Consider the following 12950-nt stretch of genomic DNA (forward strand, 5'->3'; position numbering starts at 1 on the left):
GAACTGCTAGTCGCACTCGGTGAGGCCGAGCTCCGCAGCCTCGAGAGCGGGGCCGAGCGGGTCGCCTTCATGGCCACACTGCCGGACACGGACGCCACCGGGAGCCCTGATCCTGCCGTGTCGGCTTCCGCTGCCGCGCCACGGATTGCCGTCCTGACCAGGCATTTCCGGCCCATCCGTCGGCGATATTCATCCGCTATGCGTCCCACCTAGGCTGCTGCAGAACTCCCGGGACCCGCATCCACTCAGTGTCGTGGTCCGGCAGGGGCCGCAGCCTGACGGCAGGCGGGTCGGCAAGTCAACGACGAGTTGGGGTGGTCACGATGTTGGTGCTCGGGCTGAGCGGAAACTTCTCCGCGCGGGACTCGGATCTGGTCCCCCTCATGCCGGACCAGCTGTTCCACGACTCGGCCGCGTGCCTGGTGCGGGACGGCGAGGTGATCGCCGCCGTCGAGGAGGAACGGTTCAACCGGATCAAGAAGACCACCAAGTTCCCGGTCAACGCGATCCGTGCGTGCCTGGATGTGGCGGGGGTGACGGTCGACCAACTCGACGGCGTGGCGTACTACTTCCCCGAGGACTTCGTCGACACCACGCTCAACTTCTTCTACACCGTCCACCCGAAGGTGCCCACGGTGTACTGCCGCCAGCTGATCAAGCAGTGGTTCGCCGAGGAGTTCGACTGGGATCTCGACGACGACAAGCTCGTCTTCACCCCGCACCACGACGCCCACGCGATAGCGGCGGTGGCCCGGTCCGGAATTCCGGAGTCGCTGGTGCTGGTCCTGGACGGCCGCGGCGAGGAGAACTCCGGCACCGTCTACCGGTCGGGCGAGGGACGGCTGGAGAAGCTGGCCGACTACCCGGTCTTCAAGTCACTGGGCATGCTCTACCTCAACGCCACCCAGCTGCTCGGCTACGGCTTCGGCGACGAGTACAAGGTGATGGGCCTGGCACCCTACGGCGACCCGGCGACCTTCCGCGACGCCGTCAGCTCGCTGTACCTGCTGGGCGACAACGGTGATTACAACCTGCTGCCGAACATGTCGGTGCCCGACCTGGTCGGCCCGTCGATGCTGGCGAGGGGCATCACGCCGCGCCGCAAGGGCGAGCCGTTCACCCAGCAGCACAAGGACTTCGCCGCCGCGACCCAGGAGGCGCTGGAGAAGATCGTGCTGCACGTGCTGACGCACTGGGCCGAGTCGACCGGCCTGACCCGGCTGTGCTTCGGCGGCGGCGTGGCCCACAATTCCACCCTGAACGGCAACATCCTGCGCTCCGGGCTGTTCCGCGAGGTGTTCGTGCACCCGGCGTCGCACGACGCCGGCGCGAGCGAGGGTGCCGCATTCCTCGCGGCCGACCAGCTGGGCGGTGCGGCCCGGCCGGTCCGCCGGTCCCGCACCGCGAGCTCGGGCCCCGCCCTGGGTACCGAGGCGGAGGTCCGCGACCGCCTGGGCGCGTGGGGTGCGGTGGTCGACTTCGAGCGGCACGAGGACATCGTGGCGGTCGCGGCCGGACTGCTGGCCGACGGCGCGGTCCTGGGCTGGGCGCAAGGACGTTCGGAGTTCGGCCCGCGGGCGCTGGGCAACCGGAGCATCATCGCGGACGCCCGGCCGGCGGAGAACCAGACCAGGATCAATGCGATGGTGAAGCAGCGGGAGAGCTACCGGCCGTTCGCGCCCGTGGTCACCGCCGAGGCGGCCGCCGACTACTTCGACCTGCCCGCCACCGAGGCGAACTACGACTTCATGTCCTACGTGGTTCCCGTCCGCGAGGAGCGCCGGCCGGAACTGGGCGCGGTCACCCACATCGACGGCACCGCGCGGGTGCAGGTCGTCGACCCGGTCGCGAACGAACGGTTCCACCGGCTCGTCGCGGCCTTCGGCGAGCGCACCGGGACACCGGTGCTGCTCAACACGTCCTTCAACAACAACGCAGAGCCGATCGTGCAGACCCTCGACGACGTGGTGGCGTGCTTCCTCACCACCGATCTGGATTGCCTGGTGGTCGAGGACTTCCTGGTGCGCCGGCGTTCGGCGGACCCATCGGCCGACCTGGACGCACTCGTTCCCCGGTTGCGGCCGGTGACCAGGCTGGCGCGCCGGCTCGGCACCGGGGCCGCCGCAGCGGGTCCCGCCTGGCACGAGATCTCCCTGGACTACGCCGGAGCTCCGGAGACCAGGGTGTCGGGGGAGCTGTTCACGCTGCTCAGCGTCGTGGACGGTGTGCGCACCGTCGGTGAGCTGGCGAAGGAGGCCGGCGTCGTCCTCGACGAGGTGCGTGCCGAGCTGTACGAAGTCTGGCAGCAGCGGTACCTGACGCTGACCCCGGCCTGACGTTCGTCCGGCGGAGCGCGGACTCATGGAGAACGATGCGGATCGTCCTGCTGACCATGGGTCCGCGCGGTGACGTGCAGCCGTCCGTGGCGCTGGGCGTCGAGCTGAAGGCTCGCGGGGAGACGGGGCCCGGCGAACCGGACCGATCCCGACCATGCGACGACCCTGCTCGAGGTCCCCCGCGCCGGTCGTCGGCCTCGCTCCCCGAAGCGCGCAGGAGAACGGCTCAGGACGGGCCCCGACGATGCCCAGACACCGATCACGAGGAGCGTGGAGCGCATGAAGGGGATCATTCTGGCGGGCGGCAACGGCACCCGCCTGCAGCCCCTCACCTTCGCGGGTTCCAAACAACTCGCGCCGGTCTACGACAAGCCGATGATCTACTACCCGCTCTCCGTGCTCATGCTGGCGGGCATCCGGGACATCCTCATCATCACGCGTCCTGCCGACCTCCCCGCCTTCCAGGCGCTTCTGGGCGACGGCCGGCAGCTGGGGCTGTCCCTCGACTACGCCACGCAGGACAAGCCGCGCGGTATCGCCGACGCCTTCCTCGTGGGGGAGAACCACATCCGCGGCGAGCAGTGCGCGCTGGTCCTCGGTGACAATCTCTTCCACGGCGCCAACCTGCCCGCCATGCTGCGGCGTACCGCGCTCAAGATGGGTGGCTGTGTGCTGTTCGGCCACGAGGTGGCCGACCCGGAGAGGTTCGGAGTCGCCGAGATCGACGCGCAGGGCGAACTCGTCTCCATCGAGGAGAAACCCCGCAATCCGCGCTCGAAGCTCGCCATCCCGGGGTTGTACTTCTTCGACGCCCAGGTCACGGACATCGCCAGAGACCTGGAGCCGTCCCCCCGGGGCGAGCTGGAGATCACCGACCTGCTGCGCGTCTACCTGGAGATGGGCACCGCCGAACTGGTGTGGCTCAGCAGGGGGGTCACGTGGCTGGACACCGGCACTCATGAATCCCTGCTCGAAGCGGGCACTTTCGTGAGGGACACGCAGCGCAGGCAGGGCACCCGCCTCGCCTGCATCGAGGAGATCGCCATGCACATGGGATACATCGACCCGGACGACTGCCAGGCGCTGGGTGCGAGCATGGGCAATTCGCCCTACGGCGAGTACGTCATGGAGCGGGCACGCCTGTCCAAGGCGGGCGTGCTGCCTCCGCTTCCTTCGGAGGGGCTGTGAATCTGCTGGTCACCGGCGCCGCCGGCTTCATCGGCTCCGCCTATGTACGGATGCTGCTCGCGGGCGACACCGCACAGCGCGGCGGGGTGTCCCAGGTCACGGTGCTGGACAGCCTGACCTACGCCGGGAGCCTGGACAATCTCGATCTCGGCGATCCCCGGCTGACGTTCGTCCGGGGCGACATCTGCGACGCCCCCCTCGTCGACAAGCTGATGCAACAGGCCGGCCAGGTGGTGCACTTCGCCGCCGAGTCCCATGTGGACCGCTCGATCGCCTCCGCCGACGCTTTCGTGCGCACCAACGTCTCGGGCACCCAGACCCTGCTGGACGCCGCGCTGCGACACGGCGTCGACCGCTTCGTGCACGTGTCCACGGACGAGGTCTACGGCTCGGTGGAGAGCGGCTCGCGCACCGAGCGGGACCCTCTCGACCCCAACTCCCCCTACGCCGCCTCCAAGGCGGCCTCGGACCTTCTGGCCCTGTCGTACCACCGCACCCACGGCCTCGACGTGCGGGTCACCCGGTGCAGCAACAACTACGGGCCGCGGCAGTTCCCCGAGAAGATCATCCCGCTGTTCCTCACGACGCTGCTCGACGGTGGTGACGTCCCGCTGTACGGCGACGGGCTCAACCGGCGCGACTGGCTGCACGTCGAGGACCACTGCGCGGCCGTCGAGCTGGTCCGCGCCGGCGGTGTCGCGGGCCGTGTCTACAACATCAGCGGCGGTATCGAGCTGAGCAACCGGGAATTGACCGAGCGGCTGCTCGCGGCAGTCGGCGCGACCTGGGCGCGCGTACGGCAGGTACCGGACCGCAAGGGCCACGACAGGCGCTATGCGATCGACTGCACCAGGTTGCGGACCGAGCTGGGCTACCGTCCGCGGCACGACTTCGAGTCCGGTCTGGCCGAGACCTTCGCCTGGTATCGCGACAACCGGGACTGGTGGGAGCCCCTCACGCGCCGGCAGCCCGCCTGAGAACGCGTGGGGGGCGCGCGCCGCACTTCCCCAAGGGCACCGACCTGAGCGCCCATATCCCCGACCACCCGGAGGTCGTGGCCGCCGAACTCGACAGCGTCCCACGCAAAACGCTCGGCCGGTAAACCCCAGCCGAGCGCCTCGCCGAGCCACTGGACCAGGGCCCGCTGACCGGCAGTTTTGCAACGACTCCTCGCATGTGCCCTCGACCGGAGCCCGGCGCCGTCAGGCGTCCTTGCGCCGGGCGAGCGTGATGCCGTCGGCCATGGTGAGCATGCTCAGGTCCACCCGCTCGTCCGCGCGCAGGCGGGCGTTGAGTTCACGGATGCCCTCGGTGTCGGCGTCGGTGAACTGCGGATCGGTGACCCGGCCGAAGAAGAGCGTGTTGTCCACGACGACGAGGCCGCCGGGTGCGAGCAGCTCCAGGGACAGCTCGTAGTAGCGCGGGTAGTTCGCCTTGTCCGCGTCGATGAACACGAGGTCGAAGACGCCCCGGCCCTCGTCGGCGAGCAGCTTCTCCAGGGTCTCCGCCGCGTCGCCCACCCGGAGGTCGATCAGGGAGTCCACCCCGGCCCGCTTCCAGAACTCCGCGCCGATCGACGGCCAGCGATCGGTGATGTCGCACGTCACCAGTCGTCCGTGGGCCGGCAGGGCGCGCGCCATGCACAGGGTGCTGTAGCCGGTGAAGGTGCCGACCTCCAGGACGGCGGCCGCCCGGGTGAGCCGGACCAGCAGCGCGAGCAACTGCCCTTCCTCCGCGGGCACCTGCAGGGCCACGCCGCCGGGCAGCCCGGCGGTCGCCTCGCGCAGTTCCAGCAGGATGTCGTCCTCGCGCAGCGAGGTGTGCCTGACGTACTCCAGAAGCTGTGGCGTCATGCCGATCTGCTCAGCCATGGGGGATCTCCGTCCCGGTGGGAGTCGGTGTGAGCGGCACGCCGGGCGCGGCGGGGGAACGCCGGACGACGAGCCGTGCGTGCTCGGGTACGGGCCCGCCTCGGCGTCGTTCCGCGCGGTCAGAGCCCGGCGGGCCCGGGGGTGGGGGGAACCTGGCGGCCGTGGCCGCCCACGCCCTCGTCGTCGGCGCCGTGCCACAGCCTGGCGTCGTAGGGGATGTCGGGCACCGGAATAGTGGCTCGTTCTCCGGCCGGCGGGCGGGCCGGCACAGCGTCGGCAGGTTCACCGACGAGCGCGCGGACACGGAGGCGCAGCCGTTCCACATCGTCGGCCAGTCCGGTGAGCGCGGGAGGCTCGCCGAATCCGGAGGACCGCAGTGAGCCGACGCAGCGCGCCAGCCGGTCGACGGTGCCGAGCAGTTCTCTGATGGCGGCTGGGGGCATCGAGCTTCCTCCGAGTCTGCCTAATGAGTGCCCGCGCCGAAGACCGGGAGCGAGCTCAGGCGATCGCGGACCGTGCTGTGCACCGCGTCCGGGTGATCATTGAGAAAGAAGTGACCGCCCTTGAACACCTGCGTGGTGAACGGCCCCTCCGTGTACTCGCGCCACGCCTCGACCTCCGCCACGGCCGCACGCGGGTCGGCGTCCCCCGTCAGCGCCACCACCGGGCAGCGCAGTGGCGGCCCCGGCACATGTACATACGTCTCCGCCGCGCGATAGTCGCCGCGTATGGCGGGCATGACCATCTGAAGGATCTCCGGGTCGGCCAGCGCCACGGCGCCGGATCCGCCCAGCAGCTCCAACTCCCGCAGGATTCCCCGGTCGTCGCGCTGGTGGATGTACTCACTGCGTTCGAAGCGCGGCGCCCGGCGCCCGGAGAGGAACACGGTGACCGGGCTGTTCGCCCCGCCCTCCCGCTCCAGCCGGCGCGCCACCTCGTAGGCGAGGGTGGCGCCCATGCTGTGCCCGAACAGCGCCAGCGGACGGTCGTCGGCCGATGCGGTCAGGACCGACACCAGCCGTTCGACCAGCTCCGGAACGTTGTCGACGCACTTCTCGGCCCGCCGGTCCTGACGGCCCGGGTACTGCACGGCCAGCACCTCGGCCGTGGGCGGCAGCGCGTTCGCCATGGCGTGGTAGGCACTCGCCGATCCGCCGGCGTGCGGGAAACAGACGAGTCGTGCCCGGGCCCGCGGGGCGGCCACGAAGCACCGGAGCCACAGGTCCGGTTCCTCGGCGCTTCGATCCATCGTCCGTCCTTCGCCGTGGTAGGTCGTGTGCCTGGCGGCAACGTAACGGAGGTTAGGCAGCCCGAATCGGTGGCGGCCACCCCTAGCCACCCCCTACAACCCCCAGAGATCCTCCCAGCCACCCCAGATCCGCTGCGTCGGCGCGGGCAGCAGCCGGTAGAAAGTGCTGCATGAGATCTTCCGGACGGGTATCAGGCAGGCTCATGGCAACAAGTGATCTTCATGTGGCCTATCCGGAGAACCGGCACATCGTGGCCGGCATGCGTCCCCAGTCCGACGACGACTGGCTCATCGTGGCCGGCGACGTCGGTGAGATTACCGAGGACTTCACGTGGGCGCTGACCCTGTTGCGAGAACGATTCGACACTGTGATCTGGGCACCGGGGAACCACGAACTCTGGACCCCTCCCAGCGACCCTGTCCAGTTACGCGGGGAGGAACGCTACCGCCATCTCGTGGACATCTGCCGCGGGCTCGGCGTCCTCACCCCCGAGGACCCGTACCCCGTGTGGGACGGACCGGGCGGCCCCGTCACCGTCGCACCCCTCTTCGTCCTCTACGACTACAGTTTCCGCACCCCCACCGCCGCGACCAAGGAGCAGGCGCTCGCCCAGGCCTACGAGGCCGGTGTGGTGTGCACCGACGAGATGCTCCTGCACCCCGACCCCTACCCGACCCGCGAGGCGTGGTGCCACGCCCGGCTGGTGGAGACCGAGCGCCGGCTCGCCGAGCGCGATCCCGAGCTGCCGACCGTACTGGTGAACCACTTTCCCCTGGTGCGGGACCCGACAAGGGTCCTGTACCACCCGGAGTTCGCCCAGTGGTGCGGAACCGAACAGACCGCCAAGTGGCATGTGCGGTTCGACGCCAAGGTCGTGGTCTACGGGCATCTGCACATCCCCCGCACCACCTGGCACGACGGAGTCCGCTTCGAGGAGGTCTCGGTCGGCTATCCCCGCGAGCACCGGCAGCGCGGCATGCCCCGAGGCGTCCTGCGCCAGATCCTTCCGGCGGTGACCGCCCCGTGATCGACCAGTTGCTGCCCGCCACGGTCGCCTCCGCCTGGGCCCGGGAGGATCTCCCCGGCACCCGTCTGTTCCTCGAGGAGGAGGCGGCACTCGGCGACGCCGTCGACAAACGCCGCCGCGAGTACACCACCGTACGGGCCTGCGCCCGCAGAGCCTTCACCCAACTCGGCATGGAACCGGCGCCCGTCGTCCCCGGGCACCGCGGGGCGCCGCAGTGGCCGGACGGCCTGGTCGGAAGCATGACGCACTGCGCCGGCTACCGTGCCGCCGCCCTCGCCCGAGCGTCCGACGCCCTGGCCCTGGGCATCGACGCCGAGCCCCACGAGCCACTGCCGGAGGGGGTCCTCGACGTCGTGGCCCGGCCCGAGGAACGCTCCTGGATCGCCGGGCAGGGCAGTGGTACCGGAGTGTGGTGGGACCGGCTGCTGTTCGGCGCCAAGGAAGCCGTCTTCAAGGTCTGGTACCCGCTCACGGGTCGCGAACTGGACTTCGACGAGGCCGTCGTCGATTTCCGTCCCCGGGAAGTCGCCCCGGGACACGCGTCGGGTGTCTTCGACGCCCGGCTGCTGGTGCCCGGTCCACGCGTGCTCACGAAGCTCTCCGGTCGCTGGCTGGTGCGGGACGGCCTGTCCGTCACCGCGATCGCCCTGCCCGCTCGGCCACCCGTGCACGGGTGACGGCTGCGGAAAGGGTTCCACCCACTGTCGCGTCGCGTGGTGCGCGCCCAGCGTGCCACGGGGGACCTCGCGATCGACGGAATCGCATCATGTTTTCGTAGGGGTGAGGCAGTTATGGAGTTCTTGTTGCTAGGTCCCCTGGTCATCCGGTCGGGCGGGAACGAGTTGAGAGTCCCCGCCGCGAGGCAGCGGGTGATCCTCGCCGCCCTCGTGCTCAACGCGAACCGAGTGGTCCCGGTGGACAACATCGCGAGCTTTGTCTGGGACGGCACCCCGCCGCCCAGCGCCGTCGCCACGATCCGCACCTATGTCATGAGGTTGCGTCAGGTCCTGGGCATGGCCGGGAGGGCGCGGATCACCACCCGGGCGCCCGGCTATCTGATCGAACTGGAGGAGGACGAGACCGACCTCGGACGGTTCACCGCCCACCGGAAGACCGCCGACGCCCTCGTCCAGGCGGGCCGCACCGCGGAGGCCGCCGAGGAACTCCGCAAGGCGCTCGCCCTGTGGCGGCACGACCCGCTGATGGACGTACCCTCGCGCACCCTTCAGGACATGGAGGTCTCTCATCTGCAGCGGCTCCACCTGCAGACCCGTATCTGGTGCGTGGACCTCGACCTCGAACTGCAGCGCCATGCCGAGATCCTGCCCGAGCTGTGGCAGATGGTGCGGGAACACCCGCTCCACGAGGGGCTCATCGGCCGTCTCATGCTGGCGCTGTTCCGCTCGGGCCAGCAGCCGGAGGCCCTCGACCTGTTCCAGCGGACCCGCGCCGCGCTCATCGACCAGCTCGGCACCGAGCCCGGCACCGAACTGCGGGCCGTCCAGCGGCGCATCCTGCGCGCCGAGGACGAGCCGCCGCGGCACCGGCCCGCCTTCGAGGAGCGCCCCGAGGTGCACGGCGGCCCCGGCCGGGCCTGGCCCGGCTGGCCGACCCCCGCCCAACTGCCGCAGGGCGTAACGGACTTCACTGCCCGCAGCCGGGAGACCGCCGTGCTGGGACGGCTGCTGCGCGGCAAGGCGCCCGCCGTGGGCCCGGCCACCACGGTCGTGATCAACGGTGCCGCCGGCATCGGCAAGACCGCGCTGGCACTGCACGCGGCCCACGCCGTCCGCGGTGACTTCGCCGACGGACAGGTCTACGCGGACCTGGAGGGCAGCACGGGGAACCCCGCGCAACCCGCCGAGGTCCTCGCCCGGTTACTCGTCGGCCTCGGGGTGCCCGACGTCGCGGTGCCGAGGACGATGGTCAACCGCACCTCCCTCTTCCGGTCCCTGGTCGCCGACCGCCGCATGCTCATCGTGCTGGACGACGCCGTGAGCACCGCCCAGGTCCGCCCCCTCATCCCCGGCAGCGGCGGAAGCCGGGTGATCGTCACCAGCCGCCACCGGCTCGCCGACCTCGACGGGGTCCTCGACGTCACCCTGGACGCGCTCGACGAGGAAGCCTCGCTGCAACTGCTGGAACGATTCGTCGGCCGTTCCCGCATGGACGCCGAACGCGCCGCCGCACACCGGCTCGTCGAAGCGTGCGCCGGCGTGCCGCTGGCCCTGCGCATCGTCGGCACCCGGCTGCGCTCACGACCCCGCCGCAGCCTCGGAGCCCTGGCCCACCGCCTGCTCGAACAGCGTCGCCTGCTCGACGAACTGCACATCGGCGACCTGTCGATCCGCACCGGACTCGACGCGGGATACGCCGCCCTGCGCGGCCGGTCCGTGCACGGCATCGATCTCGCGGCGGCGTTCCGCACCCTCGGCGCCGCCAACATGCCGTACGTCCGCGGAGAGACAGCCGCGTTGCTGCTGGGCTGCTCCCAGGAGAACGCCGAGGACGTGCTCGACGTCCTGGTCGACGCACACCTGCTGCGCGAGCACGACCACTTCCGCTACCACCTCGACGCCCTGGTGCGCGCGTACGCCCGCGAACGCGCCGAAGCCGAGGAGCGTCCGGAGCACCAGGTGGAGACACTGCGCTGCCTGCTCCGGTGGTACCTGCACACCCTGTTCCGGAGCGTCCGTCCGGGCCGGACGGGGGAGCCGGAAGGGACGTACCTGCTGCGCCCGCCGACCGTGGAGTGGACGGACGACGACCGCGCCGGACTCGTCGAGGCCCTCGCCGAGGCGGAGCGGACCGGCGTCGACCTGATCGGCCGCCGACTGGTCGGTGAACTACGGGTACGGCTGCCACCGGTCGCGGCGCCCCGGGCCGCGTCCGGGTGAACCCCGGGCAGCCGCGAACCGCCGCCCGGCCCGAACTCCCGGACGTCGCCGCCGTCCCCTCTCCCCAGCCCCTCGCCGTCCCCCTCCCACTTCAGGAGCCCCCATGGACCCCTTGACCGAAGCGGTGCTCGCCGGCGCGCCCCCCGACCGGCTGGCGAAGGAACCCTTGCCCACCGAGTACACCGCCGCGCATCTGCGCGCCGAGGACGTGGACGTGTTCGGCGACGCCGCCGACCGGGACGTACGCCGCACCCTCCGGGTCGGTCCCGTACCCATGCCCGAACTGGCCGTGGACGAAGTGCTGATCGCCGTGATGGCCAGCAGCATCAACTACAACACCGTCTGGTCGGCGACCTTCGAACCCGTACCGACCTTCAACTTCCTGCGCAGACTGGGCCGCCAGGGCGGATCCGCCGCCAGGCACGACCTGCCCCGGCACGTCGTCGGATCCGACGCCGCCGGAGTAATCGTCCGCACGGGTGCCGGGGTACGGCGCTGGCAGGTGGGCGAGCACGTCGTCGTCAGCTGCGTCCAGGTGGACGACCAGGAACCCGCCACCCACGCCGACGGCATGCTCGGTGCCGAGCAGCGCATCTGGGGTTTCGAGACGAACTTCGGCGGACTGGCCCACTACGCGGTGGTCCGGGCCAGCCAACTGCTCCCCAAGCCGGCCCACCTCACCTGGGAGGAAGCCGCCTCGACGATGCTGTGCGCCGCCACCTCCTACCGGATGCTCGTCAGCGACCGGGGCGCCCGGATCAAACAGGGCGACATCGTGCTGATCTGGGGCGCCACCGGCGGACTCGGCGCCTACGCCGTCCAGCTCGTGAAGAACGCCGGCGGCATCGCCGTCGGTGTCGTCAGCACGGAGGAGAAGAGCCGACGGGCGCGGGCGCTCGGCTGCGACGTCGTCATCAACCGCGCCGACATCGGCCTGGACGGCGATCTCGCCGACGACCCGGACGCGACCATAGAGGCCGGCAAGCGCCTCGGCAGGATCATCCGCGCCGAGACCGGCGAGGACCCGCACGTCGTGTTCGACTACATAGGCAGGGCCACGTTCGGCATCTCGGTCTTCGTCGTCCGCCGCGGGGGCACCGTGGTCACCTGCGGATCCAGCACCGGCTACCAACACCGCTTCGACAACCGGTACTTGTGGATGCACCTCAAACGGATCGTGGGCAGCCACGCCGCGAACCTCCAGGAACAGGCCGAGTGCAACCGGCTGTTCCGCCTCGGCCACCTCGTTCCGGTGCTCTCCGCCGTCCACCCGCTCGCCGAGGTGGCGGAGGCCGCCCGGCTCGTACAGACCAACCGGCACACCGGCAAGGTCGGCGTCCTGTGTCTCGCGCCCCGGCCCGGTCTCGGGGTGACCGACCAGGCCCTGCGGGACCGCGTGGGCGAGGACCGGCTGAACCTGCTGCGCGACGCCGCTCCGGCGACCCCCGCGCCCGAGCCGGCCGTCGCCGGACGAGGGGGGACCGGGCGATGAGCGCCATCCAGAAGGTCGCAGTCGTGGGCTGCGGCGTCATGGGCGCGGGCATCGCCCACGTCTGCGCCCTCGCCGGAGTCGACGTCGTGGTCGCGGCGTCCTCACCCGCGTCGCTCGACCGGGGCAGGGCGCGGCTCACCGGCTCGCTCGACCGGGCGCTGGGCAAGGGCCGGATCACCGACCGGGACCACGAGAACGCCCTGGCCCGGGTGTCGTACACCAGTGACCTGGCGCAACTCGCCGACCGGCAGCTGGTCATAGAGTCGATCAGCGAGGACGAGCAGGCCAAGCGCGAGCTGTTCGCCAGGCTGGACCAGGTGCTCCAGGACCCCGAGACCGTCCTCGCCTCCAACACCTCCTCCCTCTCGGTCCTCAGACTGGCCCGGGCCACCGCCGACGGCGGCCGGGTGCTGGGCGTCCACTTCTTCAACCCGGTGCCCGCCCTGCCGCTGGTCGAACTGGTCCCCACGCTCCTCACCCGGGAGAAGACCGCGGTACGGGCCGAGGAGTTCGTGACGGACACGCTCGGCAAGCGCGTCATCCGGTCCCCGGACCGCGCAGGCTTCACGGTCAACGCCCTGCTCATTCCGTACCTCCTGGCCGCGATCCGCATGGTGGAGGCGGGCCACGCGTCGGCGGAGACGGTGGACGACGCCATGACGCTGGGCTGCTCCCACCCGATGGGCCCGCTGCGGCTCGCCGACCTGATCGGGCTCGATGTGGTCACCTCCATCGCGGAGGCCCTGCACGAGGAGTTCCGCGAACCCCAGTACGCCCCGCCACCGTTCCTACGGCGCCTGGTCGAGGCCGGCATGCTGGGCCGCAAGACGGGCAGGGGGCTGTACGACTACGCCCCTTGACCGACGGCGCGGAGGGGGTGGGCGCCGTC

At 70.8% G+C, this 12950-nt stretch carries 11 protein-coding genes; 8 read left to right on the top strand and 3 right to left on the bottom strand.

The annotated features are described in order from the left end of the window. Positions 1–323: 323 nt before the first annotated feature. From GWK25_RS19050 to rfbB, 3 genes are all read left to right on the top strand, one after another. Positions 324–2336, top strand: a complete 2013-nt coding sequence (locus tag GWK25_RS19050) for a carbamoyltransferase C-terminal domain-containing protein (RefSeq protein ID WP_251829938.1) — start codon at positions 324–326, stop codon at positions 2334–2336. Positions 2337–2615: 279 nt separating this feature from the next. Continuing rightward, entirely contained in the window at positions 2616–3524 is a 909-nt protein-coding gene (gene rfbA, locus GWK25_RS19055) for a glucose-1-phosphate thymidylyltransferase RfbA (protein ID WP_215451768.1), read from the top strand. Further along, the gene (rfbB, locus tag GWK25_RS19060) at positions 3521–4501 is read left to right on the top strand and encodes a dTDP-glucose 4,6-dehydratase (protein ID WP_215451769.1); all 981 of its coding nucleotides are present in this window, start codon (positions 3521–3523) and stop codon (positions 4499–4501) included. The genes rfbA and rfbB overlap by 4 nt, the downstream gene beginning before the upstream one ends. Positions 4502–4726: 225 nt before the next feature. Here rfbB and GWK25_RS19065 read toward each other — a convergent pair whose 3' ends face one another. From GWK25_RS19065 to GWK25_RS19075, 3 genes are all read right to left on the bottom strand, one after another. Further along, the gene (locus GWK25_RS19065) at positions 4727–5395 is read right to left on the bottom strand and encodes an O-methyltransferase (RefSeq protein WP_215451770.1); all 669 of its coding nucleotides are present in this window, start codon (positions 5393–5395) and stop codon (positions 4727–4729) included. Between the two features lie 119 nt (positions 5396–5514). Further along, complete coding sequence (locus GWK25_RS19070; protein ID WP_215451771.1) at positions 5515–5838, bottom strand: hypothetical protein; 324 nt, start codon at positions 5836–5838, stop codon at positions 5515–5517. A 20-nt stretch (positions 5839–5858) separates the two neighbouring features. Beyond that, positions 5859–6644 carry a thioesterase II family protein gene (locus tag GWK25_RS19075; RefSeq protein ID WP_286014537.1) on the bottom strand — a complete coding sequence of 262 codons (786 nt, stop codon included), beginning with the start codon at positions 6642–6644 and terminating at the stop codon, positions 5859–5861. Positions 6645–6847: 203 nt separating this feature from the next. Here GWK25_RS19075 and GWK25_RS19080 point away from each other — a divergent pair, with 203 nt between their 5' ends. The 5 genes from GWK25_RS19080 to GWK25_RS19100 all read left to right on the top strand — a co-directional run bounded on the left by GWK25_RS19080 (position 6848) and on the right by GWK25_RS19100 (position 12921). Continuing rightward, entirely contained in the window at positions 6848–7672 is an 825-nt protein-coding gene (locus GWK25_RS19080) for a metallophosphoesterase (protein WP_215451772.1), read from the top strand. Beyond that, a complete protein-coding gene (locus GWK25_RS19085) occupies positions 7669–8349 on the top strand; it encodes a 4'-phosphopantetheinyl transferase superfamily protein (protein ID WP_215451773.1) in 681 nt (226 codons plus the stop codon). Before GWK25_RS19080 ends, GWK25_RS19085 begins: the two co-directional genes overlap by 4 nt. Before the next feature lie 114 nt (positions 8350–8463). Beyond that, entirely contained in the window at positions 8464–10569 is a 2106-nt protein-coding gene (locus GWK25_RS19090) for an AfsR/SARP family transcriptional regulator (RefSeq protein WP_215451774.1), read from the top strand. A 103-nt stretch (positions 10570–10672) separates the two neighbouring features. Continuing rightward, positions 10673–12061: a crotonyl-CoA carboxylase/reductase gene (gene ccrA / locus GWK25_RS19095; protein ID WP_215451775.1), complete on the top strand. Its 1389-nt coding sequence runs from the start codon at positions 10673–10675 to the stop codon at positions 12059–12061. After that, positions 12058–12921 (top strand): 3-hydroxybutyryl-CoA dehydrogenase, encoded by an 864-nt coding sequence (locus GWK25_RS19100; RefSeq protein ID WP_215451776.1) that lies wholly within the window; start codon positions 12058–12060, stop codon positions 12919–12921. The genes ccrA and GWK25_RS19100 overlap by 4 nt, the downstream gene beginning before the upstream one ends. The last annotated feature ends 29 nt before the right edge of the window (positions 12922–12950 follow it).

This window comes from Streptomyces sp. ATCC 21386 (assembly GCF_018728545.1).
GTDB lineage: Bacteria > Actinomycetota > Actinomycetes > Streptomycetales > Streptomycetaceae > Streptomyces.